The 17,298-nt window shown below is 70.3% G+C and carries 7 protein-coding genes; all 7 read right to left on the reverse strand.

The window, feature by feature from the left end:
* Positions 1-48 precede the first annotated feature (48 nt).
* The 7 genes from ACH4TV_RS30980 to ACH4TV_RS31010 are packed head-to-tail and all read right to left on the reverse strand — an operon-like array spanning position 49 to position 17,200.
* Positions 49-3,450 carry an aminotransferase class III-fold pyridoxal phosphate-dependent enzyme gene (locus ACH4TV_RS30980; protein ID WP_398403883.1) on the reverse strand — a complete coding sequence of 1,134 codons (3,402 nt, stop codon included), beginning with the start codon at positions 3,448-3,450 and terminating at the stop codon, positions 49-51.
* Positions 3,450-7,547 carry a beta-ketoacyl synthase N-terminal-like domain-containing protein gene (locus ACH4TV_RS30985; protein WP_398403885.1) on the reverse strand — a complete coding sequence of 1,366 codons (4,098 nt, stop codon included), beginning with the start codon at positions 7,545-7,547 and terminating at the stop codon, positions 3,450-3,452. The genes ACH4TV_RS30980 and ACH4TV_RS30985 overlap by 1 nt, the downstream gene beginning before the upstream one ends.
* A complete protein-coding gene (locus ACH4TV_RS30990; RefSeq protein ID WP_398403887.1) occupies positions 7,540-9,408 on the reverse strand; it encodes a condensation domain-containing protein in 1,869 nt (622 codons plus the stop codon). The genes ACH4TV_RS30985 and ACH4TV_RS30990 overlap by 8 nt, the downstream gene beginning before the upstream one ends.
* Positions 9,405-14,783, reverse strand: coding sequence for a type I polyketide synthase (locus ACH4TV_RS30995; protein ID WP_398403889.1), 5,379 nt, complete (start codon positions 14,781-14,783; stop codon positions 9,405-9,407). Before ACH4TV_RS30995 ends, ACH4TV_RS30990 begins: the two co-directional genes overlap by 4 nt.
* Positions 14,780-15,055 carry an acyl carrier protein gene (locus ACH4TV_RS31000; protein WP_389138425.1) on the reverse strand — a complete coding sequence of 92 codons (276 nt, stop codon included), beginning with the start codon at positions 15,053-15,055 and terminating at the stop codon, positions 14,780-14,782. Before ACH4TV_RS31000 ends, ACH4TV_RS30995 begins: the two co-directional genes overlap by 4 nt.
* 46 nt (positions 15,056-15,101) lie before the next feature.
* On the reverse strand, positions 15,102-15,848 hold the full coding sequence (locus tag ACH4TV_RS31005) for an SDR family NAD(P)-dependent oxidoreductase (protein WP_398403891.1): 747 nt from the start codon (positions 15,846-15,848) through the stop codon (positions 15,102-15,104).
* Positions 15,845-17,200 (reverse strand): class I adenylate-forming enzyme family protein, encoded by a 1,356-nt coding sequence (locus ACH4TV_RS31010; protein ID WP_398403893.1) that lies wholly within the window; start codon positions 17,198-17,200, stop codon positions 15,845-15,847. The genes ACH4TV_RS31005 and ACH4TV_RS31010 overlap by 4 nt, the downstream gene beginning before the upstream one ends.
* Positions 17,201-17,298: the final 98 nt, after the last annotated feature.

Here is a 17,298-nt window from a genome sequence, read left to right on the forward strand (position 1 = left end):
GGAAGCTCAGGTATCTGCCTCACGGGAGGCAGATACCTGTCTTCGTACCTAGCTCGCGTTCACGGCTTCCTGGCCTTCGTGGTCGAGTTCGTCCACCGGCCGCTCGCTGTTGGCGACCATGGCGCTGAGCAGGTTCCGGTAGTACTGCGGGAGGCGCTCGACGAGGTCGGAGTCGACGAGGTCGCCTGCGGCCTCGAACTCGCACCGGAATCCGTCCGTGCCGTCCACGATGTTCAGTGCCAGGGGATTGCCGGTGTGGGTGATCGGCAGCGGGTCGGCTTCCGAGACCGTGAGCCCGTCCATGGGGGGCACCACGACCTGGCGGTAGAACGACATCGACGTGGTGAACAAGTCGCTGCGCAGACCCGCCCCGGGCGGGGAGAAGTCCGTGATCAGGTCCGCGAACGGGTAGTCCTGGTGCTCGAGTCCGGTGACCAGTTGCGTGAGCACCTCGGCCACGTAGTCCCCGACGAGCATGTCCGCCGGCCGGCGCAGGCGCAGCGGCAGCAGGTTCGAGCAGTATCCGACCACCTGGTCCAGCTCCGGCGGACGCCGGGCGGCCGCGACCGGCACCAGGACGTCGTCCTGTCCCGTCAGCCGCTGCAGCAAGGCCCCCCAGGCCGCCACCAGGTAGGCGAAGACCGTGACGCCCTCGTTGCGGGCGGCAGCGCGCATCTCACCGCAGAACTCGGGGTCGAGGAGAAGGCTGTGCCGTACCGCGCGGTAAGGGAACGCGCTCGGCTGCCCCGACGACGGCAGTTCCAGCGCCGGAACGTCCTTCAGGAGGGACCGCCAGAAGTCGCGGTGCTCGACGGCGGTGGGGCCGGCGGCGACCCGCCGGTGCCAGGTGAGGTAGTCCCGGAACTGCGTGGCCGGCGGCAGTTGGGGGCTCGTGCCACGGCACCTGGCGTTGTACATCGCGGCGAGGTCGCTGAGCAGAACGCTGTAGGACCAGCCGTCCACGATCGCGTGATGCACCGTCACCAACAGCAGATGCCGTTGCGGGCCGACCTCCACCACAGCGGCGCGGAACACCTCCCCGTCGACCGGGTCGAGCGGCCGTTCGGCCCAGCTCCGCTGGAAGCGCCTGAGTTCGTCCTCGTCCCCGCAGGTGTGCTCGGTCAGCACCTCGCGCGGAGGTGTCGCCGACGCGGGACGGACGACCAGCGTGTCACCGTCCGAACCGAACGTGGTCCGCAGCGTCTCGTGGCGGGCGACCAGGTCCCGCACGGCGGTGCGCAGTGCGTCGCGGTCGAGCGGGCCGTCGAGCCAGAACCCGACGGACATCTCGAAGGCGGGCACGGCGCCCTGGTCGAGGGCCCGCAGCTGCCGCTGCGCGCGGGTACTGCGTGGCGCTGCCGCATGAGGCACGGGGCCGGCCGGATTCGTACGGCTGCTGCCGAGTAGGCCGTGGGCCCGCAGCTCCTCGACCGATTCACGCACCGCGGTACGGATGTGGTCGAGGTCGGCCTGCTCGTGCGCGGTGGACAGGAAGAAGTTGCGCAGCTCCCAGACGAACACGCCACGGTCGAGCAGGTTGAAGTAGAACGGGTCCATGTTCGCCTGGTGCTCGAACTTGAAGAGCGAGGAGAACCTGTGGACTTCGATCGGCACGTCGAGCTCGCGGAAGTCGGCGTTCAGCTGGTCCGCGAACGTCGCGGTCGTGCGGTCGAGGTTCCGTTGCAGGTCCGGTCCCTCTGCGCGGAGGTGTTCGAGGACCGCCTTGGCCGTCGCCATGGTCAGCGGATGTTGGTTGAACGTGCCGCCGAAGAAGGTGGATTCCACCCTCGGGCCCGAGTCGTCGCCGAAGTTCCAGACGCCGCCGTCGATCGAGTCCATGACCCCACCGCGTCCGGCGATCACGCCTAGCGGCATGCCGCCTCCGACGATCTTGCCGTAGGTTGCGAGGTCGGCCTCGATGCCGTACAGCCCCTGGACGCCCGCCGGATGACAACGGAAACCCGTGACCATCTCGTCGAAGATGAGCTTCGTACCGTGCCTCCTGGTGATCTCCCGGACCGCGCGCAGGAAATCGGGCTTCTGCACGCCAGGAGTGCGCAGCGTCACCGGCTCGGTCAGAACCGCGGCGAGGTCCGCTCCGTGCCTGTTGATGAAGTCGAGAGCGTCGTCGGAGCCGAACTCGAGCACGTACACGTTCTCCACGGCATGCGGCGAGACGCCCGGTGCGAGTGGTCGGGTGCCGAACACGCCGTTCTCATGGGAGGGCACGGCGAGCACGCTGTCGAAGTGGCCGTGGTACGCGGTGGAAAAGACCACGATCTTGTCGCGGCCGGTCGCCGCCCGTGCGAGCCGGACCGCTGTCATGACCGCTTCCGTGCCGCTGTTGAGGAAGGCGACGCGCTCCATGCCGGTGAGTTCGAGTATTCCGGCGGCGACTTCCTCGACCAGCTGGGTGCGCGGCCCGAGGCTGAAACCGACGTCCAGCCGCTCGCGGACGGCCGACATGACGACGGGTGGATTGTGGCCGAGGAGGTGGACGCCGTATCCCAGGGTGAGGTCGACGTACTCGTTCCCGTCGATGTCCCACAGCCGTGAGCCCTGCCCGCGCTCGGCGACGATCGGGTACAGCATCTCCTTGGTCGAGGGGCGAAAGCCGACAGTGGACCGGCTGTCGGCGACCATCGTCCGGAACCGTTGGGCGAATTCCTTGGAGCCCTTGGTCCGGGCGCTGAGACGGTCGGCGAGCTCCTTCAGGTAGCGGGCGCGTTCCGGCGTCTCCACGGGGCCGATCGCGCTGCTCCGTGCGCCGGGTGCGAGCGGCACCACCGACCTCGCCGGTGCCGGCCGCTCAGGGGAGAGCGCCACGGGCGCCGACACGCCGGCTTCGGACGCGGGCCCGGTGGCCGGGCCGGCCGTGGGGGCCGTGGCGGTCGGCCCGTTGCCCGCCAGCAGCTGGAGCTGGCGCTGCATGACCAGGAGCTGTTCCTTGATCAGGTCCTGCACGGCCGTCGAGACGCCCGGCACCGAGGCACCACCTGGCATCGGCAACGCGGTCGATGATGCTGCGACTGCTGGCGCGCTGTCGATCGGCGCCGCCGGCGAGAGTGCCGGTACCGGCGCCGTGTCAGCCACGGCGGCTGTGGCAGCCACGGAACCTACGGCGGCCATGGCATCGGTGGTGGACACAACAGCAGGCGAGGGCGGTACCGTCCGCGCTCCCGGCAGCTTCTCCACCGGTGCGTGCGCGAGAAGGTACCCGGCGAGGTCGGGCAGGGTCTGGACGTCACCGAAAAGCTGCCGGAGCGGCACTTTGCAGCTGTAGCGGTCCTCCAGGCGCTGCAACATGCCGAGCAGCGACATCGAGTCCCCGAGTTCCGTGAGCGCGAGGTTGGGGTCCAACTGTTCGGGCTGGATGTCGAAATAGTCGCCGACGACGGTGGCGAGTTCCTGGAGCAGGGGTTCCACTGTGCTCTCCTCGTGGTCGAACATCAGGCTGTTTCCCTTCGGCGGCCGACGCGGCGGCGGGACGGCGCTGCCGTTCGTCCCGCGGCCAGGCTTGCCGCGAGGCGGTCGATCGTCGGGTTCGCGAGGAGTTCGACTGCCGTCAGCGGCAGGCTGAGCTCTTCCTCGATGCGCCGGGCGAGCCTGACCGCGAGCAACTCGTCGCCACCCACGTCGAAAATGCTCAAGTCGTACCGATTGATCTCGGTCCGCAGTACTTCGGACCACAGATTCGCCAGCGCCGCCTTCAGCTCGTCGCCACTCAGCTGCTGCCTGGGCCTGGGGGAGGCGAGGGCGGGGCGCGCCGGCTCCGTGAGGGCCGACGGCTGCTGGACGCGGCGGTTCGGGTCGGTCGTGGAGACCGAGAGCAGGGACGGCATGTCGGAACGCAGAACAAGGTCAAGGACGTTGGCACGCTGCCCTGGTGGCAGGGAGCCGTCCCAGTCGATGTTGATCACTCCGTCCATGCCCGATGCCTGGGCATGGAGGAAGCGGTCGGCCGCCGCCTGCCACGGGTCGCCGCCGCCCGGCACCGAGGTGAGGGAGCCCATCGTGACGCCGAAATCGACGGGCGTGTCGGCGAAGATCTCGGCCAGCACCAGCGCTCCGCGGACCCTCGGGGCGAGGGCCTGCCGCCAGGCCGCCCGGTCGGTGGGGTCGACCCCGCGGTCGCCCTGGTCGTGTGGCGAGTCGGCGCAGTGGAACCATCCGTCGATCCGGCCGAACCGCTGACGGGCGGTGCCGACCAACTCCCGCATCGCCCCCGCGTCGGTGACGTCGACGGCCGCCGCCATGACGGTGGCGCCGAGGCGTTCGACGCCGCGGACGGCCTCGATCTTCCGGCTGACCGGATCGGCTGCTCCGTGCTCGGCGATCCACCGGTCGGACGCGTCGGGTCGTGGCAGCGGGGACTGCCCGGTGAGCACCAGCTTGGCCCCGGCGACGCGGGCCAGGTGGCCGGCGAGGGCCAGACCCATCTGCCCGAGACCGCCGGTGATGAGGTACACACCGCCGGGGCGCAGCCGACTGGTCGGGACCGACGGGCCGGGGCCGGCCGCTGCGGGAACGAGATGCCGCGTCCAACGGTGCCCGTGCCGAAACGCGACCGGGGACCCGGTCGGGCCGACGATCTCCGCGAGGAGGGTTTCCGGTGTGAGGGGGATCCCGCCGATGTCGATGCCTCGACAACGGAGCCCGGCGAATTCCTGGGACATACGGTTCAGCGCGGCTTCGGTCATCGCGGCGGCGGGCGCGAGGGTTTCACCGCCCGTGATGTCGTGCACGTCGCGGACCACCACCCCGATGTGCGCGCATTCGTGGCCCGGACCACGGGCGAGCCGCCTGGCGACGTCGAGAACGGAGAACAGCCCGAGGTCGCAGGCCTGGTCCAGACTGTCGGTCGTGAGGTGCCCCGGAGCGATGTCGAGAGACCAGAGATGCACGACCCGCTCGGGGGTCAGCCCATCCACCGCGAGCGCGTCGAACAACTTCTCGTAGTCGCCGGAATCCGTGGGATCGACGACGAAGGAAGCGGCGTCGACTCGGCGGAAAGCACCACCCTGACGTACTACGACCACGGCGGCGCCTCGTTCGCGCAGGGAGCCTGCGAGCGAGTCGCCGACCCCACCGGAGTCCCCGAACAGCAGCCATGGGCCGGCGGGCAACGTGCTTTCCGCGGGCACGCCCGGTCCCGGGCCGAGGCGCTGCCATGACGGCGTGTACAGCCACTCGGCCGGGTTCTGACTACGGCTCGGCTCCTTGTGGCCGGATGCGGGTGGCGGTTCGAGACGGAGGAAGGTGCGCTGCAGCGGGTGCACCGGCAGGGGGACGCGGTGCCGCTGTCCGCCGTACCAGCCGGACCAGTTCACCGGCACGCCTGCGGTCCACAGTCGTGCCGCGGCGGTCAGAAGCCTGGCCACGGGCGGCAGGGCCTGTTCGTCGTCGAGGCCGGAGCCTGCCGGGAGTACGGGGGGGTTGCCGACAGCCACCACGGCCGCACCGTCCGCCGCGCGGCCGGTGAACGCCTCGGCCAGCCGGTCGCCCTCCCAGACGTCCCGGGTCCAGTGCAGCGGGTCGAGCACCCGTTCCTGCGGCAGTTCACCGCCCACGACGGCCGACAGAAGGGGAATGTCCGGAACTCTCGGGCGCACCTCGGGGGCGTGGTCGGTCAGTCCTGCTCGCCAGGACAGCAGTGCCAGTGCCTCGGACGGTTCGAGGACGCCGGCGTAACAGGCCGCGAGGAGTTCTCCCACTCCAGCCCCTCCGACCGCCGTCGGCCGGACGCCGGACTCCGTCCACAGCGTCGCGAGCACCTGGCTCGCGGTCACCAGAGCCAGAGCCGCCGACGGGTCGTCCGCACTTGGGACGGCGCCCCCGGCACCCCCGGAAGACCGCTCCCTGATGTCGGCGACCGCGGGCAACTGCGCGAACAACGCACGGAACTCCTCGGCCGGGACGTCGCCGAAGAGGAACGACACGCCCGGGGTGGTCTCCGCCACCCGCCCGCCCGCGCTCTCGCCCTCGGCGAGCGCGCGCAATCCGGCCGCGGCGGTGGCGCGGTCCGCCGCAGTGACGGCGCAACGATGTGCATGGCTGCGTCGGCCCTGCCGCAGTGTGAACGCCACGTCGATGAGCTCGGGTGCCTCCGGTCCCTCCAGTACATCGGCCAGTCGACCGGCCAGCTCGCGCAGCGCCAAGTCGCTCGGGGCACTCACCGCAAGCGTCTGCGGGCCGCCCGTCGTCGCCGGCCGGCCGGGGAGTGGGAGTGCTTCCTCCAGGACGACATGAGCGTTCGTGCCGCCGATACCGAACGAACTCACTCCGGCCCGGCGGGGGGTCTCGCCCGAGGGCCAGGCCATCGGCAGGGTGTTGATGTGGAACGGGCTGCCCACCAGATCGATCTGGGGGTTGGGCCGGTCGAATGCCGGGTGACCCGGGATCTCCCGGTGCCGCAGCGCCAGTACCGCCTTGATGAAGCCGGCGATTCCCGCCGCGGCGGCGAGGTGCCCGACATTCGCCTTGACCGAGCCCAGGGCGCACTGGCCCGGCCGGGCCCCGCCGTCGGCGAAGGCCTCGCTCAGCGCGGCGAACTCGATGGGGTCGCCCAGCACCGTGGCGGTGCCGTGCGCCTCGACGTACGTGATGGTGTCGGCGTCCACCTCCGCCACCGCCTGCGCCTCGGTGATCACGGCCCGTTGCCCGCCGATGCTCGGAGCGGTGTATCCGATCTTGTCGGAGCCGTCGTTGTTGATCGCCGATCCCTTCACCACCGCGAGGATCTGATCGCCGTCCTCGATGGCCTCGGCCAGCCGCTTCAGGGCGACAAGCCCCACCCCGTCACCGAAGGTCGTCCCTGCTCCGTCGGCGTCGAACGGCCGGCACCGCCCGTCCGGGGAGAGGATCATCCCCTCGCTGAAGACGTAGCCCGGATAGCTGTTGGCGATGACCGACACCCCGCCCGCCAGGGCGATGTCGCACTCACCTGTGAGCAGGCTCTGCACGGCCAGATGCACAGCGACCAGCGACGTCGAACAGGCGGTCTGCACGTTGATGCTCGGCCCGTTGAGATCCAGCTTGTACGAGATCCTGGTGGTCAGGTAGTCCTTGTCGTTGGCGATCATCAGCTCGGTGCCGGCGTAGCCCAGCGGGTCACAGGAACGAGCCACGACATTCGTCAGGTACGTGTTCATCGACGCACCGGCAAACACGCCGATGGCCTGAGCATCCGCTCCACCCGAGTAGCCGATTGTCTCCAGCAGCTCCCACGCGACCTCAAGCAGGATGCGTTGCTGCGGATCGAGCAGTTTCGCCTCGCGCTTGGTGAAGCCGAAGAACTCGTGGTCGAAGTCGAACGCGTCCGGCAGGACCGCGGCCCGTTTGACATAGGCGGGATCACGCAGCACCTGCTCCGGCGCCCCGGCAGCCGCGAGTTCGGCGTCCGTGAAGGTGGTCAGCAGGTCGTCCCCGGCACGCAGCCGGTTCCAGAACTGAGCCAGATCCCCGGCGCCGGGGAACCGGCCGCACATGCCGATCACGGCCACGTCATTCTGCCGAGCCGTCGGATCGGCCATGCCACCGTCAGACATCGTTGCCCCCATCGGTGTCCTGGACATGACGCTCCCGCGCGCGCAGGCGAGCGCTGCGGGCCGTTCCGCCCGCCAACTGGGCCCGTCTGTTGGACGCCCGGCCCCGGCCAGGGTCCGTACCGGCCCCGTGTCCGGTCTGGCCGAGGCGCCGGGCCAGACCGGACACCGTCGGATAGCGGAACATCTCGTTGACCTTCAGCGGCGTATCCGCGGCTTCGTCGGCGAGCATCTCGTGCACCTGCATCAGCAGCATCGAGTTGCCACCGAGATCGAAGAAGTTGTCATCCGGCCCCACACCCTCGCGCCCCAGCACCTGCCGCCAGACGGCCGTGATGCGCTGCTCGATACCCCGCAGAGCGGTGCCGCTCCGCGGAGTCGCGCCGACGGACTCGCGCACCGCGGCGGTGCGCCGGCTGATGCCGGGGGTGACTTCGGACGCCATCGGCAGCTCCGCCACACCACGACCGGGGTCCGCGAGCGCGGCCCGCAGCAGCGCCAGATAGTTCCCGGTCACCTGACGAGCCGCCTGGGCCGAGAAGACGGACTTGCGGTACTTGAGCAGCCCGACAAGCCGGTCGCCGTCGTGCACGACCTCGAGTACGAGCTCAAGTTGGTCGTCCTGCTGGTCCAGGCGGAACGGCACCGCGGTCAGCCCCGCCCAGTCGGCCGGCGCCGCGGCGTCGTCAGCCACGTACAGGCCCGCCAGTGCCGGGTACCGGCTGGGTTTCTGGTAGCTGAACATCGCCTGGAAGATCGGGTTACGGTCGTCCACCCGGCGCGGCGCCAGCTCGCCGACCAGCAGCTCGAACGGGTAGTCCTGGTGCTCCAGCGCCTCGATGACGGTACGGCGAGTCCGCCCCAGCTGCTCCCGGAACGACACCGCGTCGCTCAGATCGGCGCGCAGGACGACGGGGTTGACGAAGTTTCCGACGCACTCGGCCATCGTCGGACTGGTCCGGCCGGCGAAGGGGGACCCCACCAGGACGTCACGCCGACCGGTGTAGCGACTGACCAGGACCTGAAAGGCAGTCAGCAACACGGCGTAAGGAGTGACCCCTTCCTCCTTGGCCAGCGCGAACACGCGGTCGGCGAGCTCCGCGGAGATGGGGAACAGGATCGATCCGCCCCCGTCGGCACCCGGGTCGGGTTCGAAGCGGGGCCATTCGGCCGGCTCAAGTCGGCCGGAGAGCTGAGCGTGCCAGTAGGCGCGAGCCTCGCTGCCCTTCTCCCCCTGGATCAGCTCCCGCTGGTGGGCGACGAAGTCGCTGTAGGGGATGTTGCGTCCGGGCAGCCGCGACGGACGCCGTTCGGTCTCCGCGAGGTAGAGCTGTTCGAGCTCCGCCACGACGACACTGAGCGACCAGAAGTCGCACACCACATGGTGCACGGCCAGCAGCACCACAGCCTCTCCCGGCGCCACCGCATACGTCCGTACGCGGACCAGCGGCCCGGTCGAGAAGGCGAACGGCTCGCGATAGGCGCGGCGCACCGCGTCCTCGATCCGCTGCTCGTCCCACTGGCTCGCGTCCATTTCGGCGAAGTCGGGTTCGAGCCACCCGTGCACTGTCTGGCCGTCGGTGCCGTGGAAGGTCGTACGCAGGGCCGCGTGCCGTCCGACGAGCGACGACACCGCGCTGCGGAACGCGGCGGAGTCGAATCCGCCGGTGAACCGGGCGGTGAACCCGACGTTGTAGGACGCGCTGTCCGGGTTCATCCGATGCAGCAACAGAAGCGGGCGCTGGGCGTACGAGAGCGGGTGCTCGGTCCGCGCCTGGCCGGCACGTGCCCGGAGTGCCGCCTCCAGCTTCTTCCGTATCGCCCATTGCTGAGGGTCGTCTTTTGGAAAGTCGTCGGAGGTCATGAGGTTCCGTCCTGGTCGGCCAGCCAGGGCAGCAGCGCCTGGATCTGGTCCTCAGTCAGCGAGTCGAGGTTGGCCAGGAGGCGTTCGGCCTCCTCCGGTGAGAAGGGCTCCACGGCGGTCGGCGCCGCCGTGGACGCGGTGGGTTGGGCCGGGGCGTCGAGCAGCAGGCGCTCCGACAGCTCATCGACGAGCAGTCGCAGGGCCTTGCCTTGGAGGAGACCGGTGAGCGGCAGGTCGACGTCCAGGTCGCGGAAGATCTGGCCGCGTACTTCGACCGCCACCAGCGAGTCGAGCCCAGCTTCGTGGAGCGAGAGGTCCTCGTCGATGGCGGCCTCGGCCACGCCTAGTCGCGTGGCCAGCATGGCGCGCAGGTAGGCGAGCACCAGCTCGCGACGACGTTCCGGCGTGGCGCCGAGCCAGTCCCGCCGCAGCCGCCTGACCGCCTCCGCCCCGTCCCCGGCAGGCGTTCCCTCACCCATGGCGACCGCGCGCCCGGTGGGGAACCGGTCCAGGTAGCGGGACCAGTCCATGGAGAAGACCCCGTACTGAGCACCGGGCCCGGCCAGGAGCCGGTCGAGCGCGGCGAATGCCGGAGCGGTTTCCAGTGGGGTGAACCCACCCTCCAGGAGCCGGGCCTGGAGCCGTTCGCTCAGTTGTGCCACCATGCCCGCCTCCCATGGCCCCCAGCCGACACTGAGGGCGGGGAGTCCCAACCCGCGCCGGTAGTGGGCGAGCCCGTCGAGGAAGGCGTTGGCGGCCGCGTAATGGGCCTGCCCCGGGGCCCCGAGCAGGGCGGCCGTGGAGGAGAACAGGATGAAGTGCTCAAGGTCGAGATCCAGGGTGGCGCGGTGCAGGTGCCAACCACCGGCGACCTTCGGGTCCAGGACCGACTGGAAGCGGTCCCAGTTCAGCTGCGACAGCACCGCGTCATCGAGTACACCGGCCGCGTGGACGACGCCCTTGAGGCCGCCCCACTCCCGCTGCGCCCGCTCGACCAGCCGGTTGACCGCGGCCTCGTCCGTGACGTCCAGGCCGGCCAGGGTGACCTTCAGCCCGGACTTTTCCAGGTCGCGGACCTGCTCCTCGACCCGTGCCTCGTCGGCACGTCGTGACGCGAGTACGACGTGCCGCACCCCGCGTCTGCCCAGCCACGCCGCGGTACGCAGACCGAGCGCTCCGGTCCCCCCGGTGATCAGGTAGCACCCGTGGCCGCTCAGTCGGCCAGGACGTGTCGGCAGCCCCGACTCGCGGTGCAGCGTGGGCCGGTAGAGCAGCCCGTTGCGGATCGCGGCTTCAGCGCCGGGCCATGCGGACGGGACGCTCAGCGCGCCGGTGACGTCCCGTGGGTCCACGTCGAGCAGCCGCACATTTAGCTGAGGTGTTTCCAGTGCCGCACTCCGGCCAAGGCCCCACAGCATCGACCCGTAGGGGTCGCCGACCTCGGCGGGCTCGCGTACGGCCACCGCACCGCGGGTCAGCAGCACCACGGAATCGGGCGTCCAGTCCGTGCGCTCGGTGGCCTGCACGAGCGCGGGCACGCTGCCGCAGGCGGTGCGGGTGTTCTGGGCGTCCAGGCCGAGGCAGTGCAGCACGCTCGCCGGCCCGTTCTCGCGGAACAGCCGGACCAGGTGATCCGCGTCGGTGGGATCCAGCGCGAATCGATGATCGTCGAGGCGGGCGAAGGTCGTGCCCACCTCGGCGATCACACACCGGCTGCCGCTTGCCTCCAGTGCTGTGACCGCGGGACGCCAGTGCCCCTGACGGTCGGCGAGCACGATCCACGTGCCGGTCGTGGGCGACGTGTCACCGGTCGCCTCGACCAACTCCCAGGTGTCGGCGTAGACCGCGGCCTCGGGCGAACGGAAGGAGACCGCTCTCAGCTGGAGGCCGATGAGCTCGACCAGCGGGTTGCCTTCGCGGTCGGTCAGTGAGACGTCGGCCAGTGCTCCAGAGGCATCGGCCTCGCGGTGCCGGACGAGCGCGACACCTGATGCCACAGCGTGGTCGGAGGGGTGGAACACGGCCCGCTCGATCCGGAACGGCAACAGCACGCCGTCCTCGGGGGCCGCGCGGACGATCCGTGCCGCGATCGCCAGCTGAACGCAGGAGTCAAGCAGTGCCATGGTCCGCTCTCGCGGCGAGTCCGCCGCGAAGCCGAGGTCGCCGGAGCTGTCCTCACCGTCCAGACGCAGCTCTTCGATCCACTGGAACGCCGGACCGAACCGGAAGCCCGCCGCCTCGAACAGCGGGTAGAGCTCAGCCGAGGAAACCGGCCGGCCGGCGAGGTGGGCCGCCGGATCCGTTGGTTGTGCGAGGGCGTCAGTCCGTTGGATCCGCCCCTCCGCGTGCACCTGCCAGGATTCGTCGGCCAGCGGGTCGTCCGCGTTGGTCAGGCTGAGCGACTGGGCGACGAACCGGTGGTTCCCGGCCGGGGTGAGCACAAGGTGGAGTCGGCGTTGCGCCTTGTCGACCTCCAGCGCTCGCGGGAAGACCAGATCCTCGATGACCACAGCGGAGTCGTCGCCGGCCACAGCCTCCACCAGGCAGGCAGTGTGGTAGGCCCCCGGCACGACGAGGCGGCCGGAAATCTCGTGATCGGCGAGCGCCCGCGGAGCCGTCGCGGCCACCGTGGTCTCGTAACGCCGCTGCGTGGACTGCGGCAGCGCCAGCCGGCTCAGTTCGGGCAGATTCCCGGCCGGTTGAGCGGACAGCTCGGCGCCGGAGGACGCCGCGGCGGCATGGGGTAGCGCCGGTGCGGTCCAGTGCCGGGTCCGGGCGAAGGGATAGAGCGGAGCGGAAGTCTTGCCCGCCTTCAACGGGGCGTAGTACGCCGCCCAGTCGACCGGTATCCCCGCCCTGTCCAGGCGTGCCAGGTGGGTGAGCACGGTGACCGGGTCCGGGGTCCTGGGGGCGAGGCCGGGCAACCAGACGGCACCGTCGTCGGATTGGACGCGCCCTGAGGTCGTGAGGGTCCGGCCTGGGCCCACTTCGAGGAAAACCGTGCATCCCCCGCCGAGCAGTTCGCCGATGCCGGGCGCGAACCTGACCGGTGAGGTGAGCTGCCGTCCCCAGTACTCCGCACCGAGCTCGGCACGGCCCGCCCAGGTGCCGGTGAGGTTCAGCGCCATCGGCACGACGGGCTGCCGGTGGGTGATCCGGCTCGCGGCCTGGACGAGTGCGGGGACGGCCGGGGCGACCAACGGTGAGTGGAAGGCGTGCGTCGTTTCCAGAGGGATCGTTGGCCAGCCCCGCTGTCGGAATTCCGCTTCCAGCTCGCTCATCTCGGTGTCCGAGCCGGAGACCGTGATCCGTTCCGGCGCGTTGTACGCGGCGACTGCCGCCGAACCGCCCTTGGCCTCGACCAGCCGTTCCAGCTCGGCCACGTCGGTGCAGCCGACGGCGACCATCCGGCCGCTGCCGGGAACAGCCGCGAAGGCGCGGCCGCGCGCGCAGACCAGTTCGAGTCCCTCTTCGACGCCGAACACGCCGGCCACGCAGGCGGCCGCGTACTCGCCGAGGCTGTGACCGACCACCGCGTCCGGCCGTACTCCGCACGCGGCCCAGAACTCCGCCAGCGTGACCTGCAGGAGGAAGACCGCAGGCTGGAGCAGCTCGGCCCGCGTCTGGGCCGCGGGGTCGGCGAACACGTCGAGAGGGCCGACGCCGGTGAGGCGGCGGAAGGTGTCCGCGTGGCGGTCCAGTGCCGCGCGGAAGGTCGGATGCTCTCGGTGGAGGTCGACCGCCATGCCGGCGTACTCGGAGCTCTGACCGGGGAAGAGGAACCCGACCCTCGGATTGGCGCGCCCGGATTCACCCGTGTCCGCCGGCCCGGTTCCGTCGCGCAGCCACGACTCGATGCGCTCGGCTGCCGTGTGCTCGGTGTCCGCGACGACGCTGAGCCGGTGACGCAGCGCGCGGCGACCGACCTGACTCGTATAGGCCAGGTCTGTCAGGGCCGCGTCCGGCTCGCGCAGGCGGTTCGCCCACCGGTCCGCGAGTTCCCGCAGCGCGTCCGCGCTCCTGGCGCTGATCGTGATGAGGTCGTGCCCCGGACGCCGGCCCGCCCGCGTGCGTTCCGGCGCCTGTTCGAGCACGGCGAAGGCGTTGGTGCCGCCGATGCCGAGGGAGTTGACCGCTGCCCGGCGGGGAGTCCCGGGCAGGGGCAGCGGCGCCGGGTTGACGAACAGGCCTGTGTCGTCCAGCTTCAGCCGGGGATTCGGCTCCGTGAAGTACGGGCTGGGCGGGATCTGCCCCCGGTACAGGGACAGTGCGGCCTTGATCAGGCCCGCTATGCCCGATGCCGCCTCCATGTGCCCGATCAACGCCTTCACCGAGCCGATGGCGCAGGGCGCGTCCTGTCCGAAGACCTGCTTCAGCGCGCCGATCTCGGTGGGGTCGCCGAGCGGTACCCCGGTGCCGTGCGCCTCGATGTAGCCGATCGTGGCGGGATCGACGCCGGAGACGTGGAGCGCCTGACGCATCGCGGCCAGCTGGCCCGGCAGGCTCGCGGCGCCGTAGCTCGACTTGCCGCCGCCGTCGTTGTTGATCGCGGTTCCGAGGATGGTGGCGTAGACGGTGTCACCGTCGCGCAGCGCGTCGGCGAGGGGCTTGAGGACGACGGCGCCCACGCCGCTGCCGAAGATCGTTCCCTGCGAGCCGACATCGAAGGGGCGGCACCGGCCGTCCGGCGACAGGATGCCGCCCCGGCGGTGCCAGTACCCGGCGGCCTGGGGGAGCCGGATGTTCACGCCGCCGGCCAGTGCCGCGTCACACTCGCCGCGCAACAGGCTCTGGACGGCGAGGTGCACCGCGACCAGCGAAGTGGAGCACGCCGTCTGCACCGTCAGACTGGGCCCGGTCAGATTGAGCTTGTACGACACCCGCGTGGCGAGGAAGTCCTTGTCGGTCCCGAGCTGTTCGAGTGAAGCCGTGGGATCTTCCAGCGTCCCGACGCTGTTCAACACCTGGGGGAGGTAGCTGGTGAGAACACCGCCGCTGCCGGCGAACACACCGACCGAGGTCCCCGTCCCGGCCGCGGTGCGCAGGCCCGCGTTCTCGAGAGCGTGCCAGCACGTCTCCAGGAAGATCCGCTGCTGAGGGTCCGTCACAGCGGCCTCGCGGCCGGAGATGTCGAAGAAGGCCGCGTCGAACAGGTCGACGTCGTCCATCGACGCGGTCGCCTTCACGTAATCAGGGTTCGTCAGCCACTCCGGGTTCACCCCACCGCGCAGTAACTCCTCGTCACCGAGGTCGCGTATCGCCTCGCGTCCGGCCAGGATCGCGTCCCAGAACCGGTCCAGGTCCGCGGCTCCGGGGAAACGGGCGGCCATGCCGACGATCGCGATCGGTTCCCCGCCCGGGGCGCGCTGCGTCATGACGGCTCGCCGGCACCGAGTCGGGGCAGCACGACCGGGTCGTACGCCTGCAGCAGGTCACCGACCGTGCGCACACTGGTGATGGGAACGTCGTCGGAGAACGGGTCGGTGTCCAGTTCCATCTCCAGTACGGCGACGAGCCGCGCCAGGTGCAGCGACTCAAGACCGAGCTGATCGACGAGCAGTTGGTCCTCGTCCAGCTGCTCGACCGGCCCGGCCACCTCGTTCACGATCTCGAGCAGTGCGGCTTTGACCGTGTCCCGCTTGTTCATTGGAATCACACTCCGTTCATATGTACCCAGCCCCCGCGGTAGGGGTTCAGCAGGTGTAGCCACCGTCGACGGTGATGGTCTGGCCGGTGATGAAGTTCGCCGCGGGCGAGGTGAGGAACCGGATGACGCCGAGCACGTCCTCTATCGAGCCGAGCCGGCCCAACGGCGTCCGGCGCACGATGCGGCGGCGCTGGGCCTCGCCGATACCCGCGGTCATCTCGCTGTCGAAGTAGCCGGGGGCGACACTGACCACGCGGACCCCGGCAGGGCCGACCTCACGGGCGAGACCTCGCGTCAGCCCGTCGAGCGCCGCTTTCGCGGCGCCGTACACGGCGACGCCGGTCTGCCCGCGCAGCGCGTTGATGGAGGACAGGTTGATCACCACACCCGCCCGACGGGCCAGCATGGGCTTCAGACAGGCCCGGGTGAGCAGAACCGGCAGTGTCACGTTGGTCCGCAGTGCCGTGTCGATGGCCGTCGGGGCGGTCAGTGTCAGCAGGCCCTCCAGCCCGATCGCCGCGTTGTTCACGAGCGTGTCGATACGGCGATGGCGACGCACGGCCGCGCGGGCGAACTCCTCGACGGCTTCGGCGTTCGTTCCGTCGATCGAGGACCAGAACAGGGTGTCCGGAGCGGTCGACTTGCGCAGCGCGATGAGCTCGGCGGACTCGGACCGGCTGAAGGTCTCCACTCGGTAACCGCGCTCCAGGAAGTCGGTCACCAGCGCCAGTCCCAGACCTCGGCTGCCTCCGCTGACGACAGCCACCGGACGCTGATCCACGGTGCCGTTCACACCGCACCCCCCATGCGCTTGAATCGCTCGCCGTGCAACGGCACGTCCGAGACGGTGACGACGGCCGGAACCTTGTGGGGCGGTAGGTGGTCGGTACAGAACTGGCGCAGCCGCCTGTTCAGTGCCCGCTGCTCCTCCGGCTCGGCCAGTTCGACCGTGGCCGTGACGATGTGACCGGTGACGGCGTTCGGGCGTCCGGTCACGATGACGTCGCAGACGTTGACGGCCCGGAGCAGCACGTTCTCGACCTCGGCCGGTGACACCTTCTCTCCGCCCACGTTGATCAGCGCCGAGAGCCGCCCGAGTACGCGGAGGGTGCCGTCCTCGGCCACCTCGACCGCGTCTCCGGTGTTGAGCCAGCCGTCCTCGTCGAACGGGCTGGGCGCGTTGAGATACCCGAGCATGGCGCTCGGCGACTTGATCCAGAGCACCCCGTCGCGCACCTCCGTCCCGAATCCCCGCCCTCCGACGTCCATCCGCAACGAGTCCGACGAGATCGATCGCGTGGGCAGGATGCCGGTCTCGGTGAGGCCGTAGGTCTGCTTGAACTGCACACGGGGGAACTCGGTGGCCGCGTGCGCGAGGGTGACCTCGCGCATGGGCTCCGTGCCGTAGGTGATCAGTTCGAGTGAGGACAGGTCGTAGTCCCGGTAGGCGCCGGAGACCAGCAACATGTTGAGGAAGGTCGGTGTGGTCGGTAACACCTGGACGCGGTGACGCTCGATGGCCTCGCACGCGTGCTTGGGGGTGCGTTGCGGCTCGGTGACCACCGTGCCGCCGCTGATGAGGGTACGGAACAGCGTGTTGACTCCACCGATGTGGTCGAGCGCCATGAACTGCAGCGTTCGCCGAGGGCGCGACGACGCACGGAAGCCGCCGAGCAGCCGGGGGAGCGAGAGCAGCGCGGCCTTGCTCTCGCCCGTCGAGCCCGAGGAGAACAGCAGCAGCCCGGCCTCCCCGAGGGTGGCGAGCTCGGTCAGAAGGCGTGGCCGTGGCACGTCCGGTGCCGCGATGGTCTGGACCGTCCACTCGTCAGGACCGCTGAACTCGACGACACGGGTCGCGTGTGCCGTCTCGATCCGGCGCTTCCGCTGATCCCTCGGCGGATCGGCGGGAGCGAAGGGCATCACGACAGCGCCTCGGACGGCGAGCGCCGTGAAGAGCGCGACGGTGTTCGGTGAGGTGTTCCCGACCACCGCCACGATCTCGCCGGCCGTTACTTCGAGCCGGTCCAGCTCGGCCAGCCAGCCAGTGGCCCGCTCCGCGAGGTCGGCGTACGTGACCCTGCCGCCGTGTCCGACCATGGCTTCGGCGTCGGCTCGACCCCGAAGCTGCGACAACAGCCAATCCATCGCGCCTCCCCTAACCGTCATGTGCTTGCTTCCGACTCCGGAGCACGATCGTGTGGTGAGCCGGGTGTTCGGGCGATCTCCGCGTCACGGCCGACCGG

The sequence above is a fragment of the Streptomyces sp. NPDC020898 genome, from assembly GCF_044333925.1.
Taxonomy (GTDB): Bacteria; Actinomycetota; Actinomycetes; order Streptomycetales; family Streptomycetaceae; genus Streptomyces.

Coding starts and splice junctions, on each gene's coding strand:
- ACH4TV_RS30980 (WP_398403883.1), bottom strand. CDS start 3,450: ATGTTCGACCACGAGGAGAGCACAGTGGAACCCCTGCTCCAGGAACTC.
- ACH4TV_RS30985 (WP_398403885.1), bottom strand. CDS start 7,547: ATGTCTGACGGTGGCATGGCCGATCCGACGGCTCGGCAGAATGACGTG.
- ACH4TV_RS30990 (WP_398403887.1), bottom strand. CDS start 9,408: ATGACCTCCGACGACTTTCCAAAAGACGACCCTCAGCAATGGGCGATA.
- ACH4TV_RS30995 (WP_398403889.1), bottom strand. CDS start 14,783: ATGACGCAGCGCGCCCCGGGCGGGGAACCGATCGCGATCGTCGGCATG.
- ACH4TV_RS31000 (WP_389138425.1), bottom strand. CDS start 15,055: ATGAACAAGCGGGACACGGTCAAAGCCGCACTGCTCGAGATCGTGAAC.
- ACH4TV_RS31010 (WP_398403893.1), bottom strand. CDS start 17,200: ATGGATTGGCTGTTGTCGCAGCTTCGGGGTCGAGCCGACGCCGAAGCC.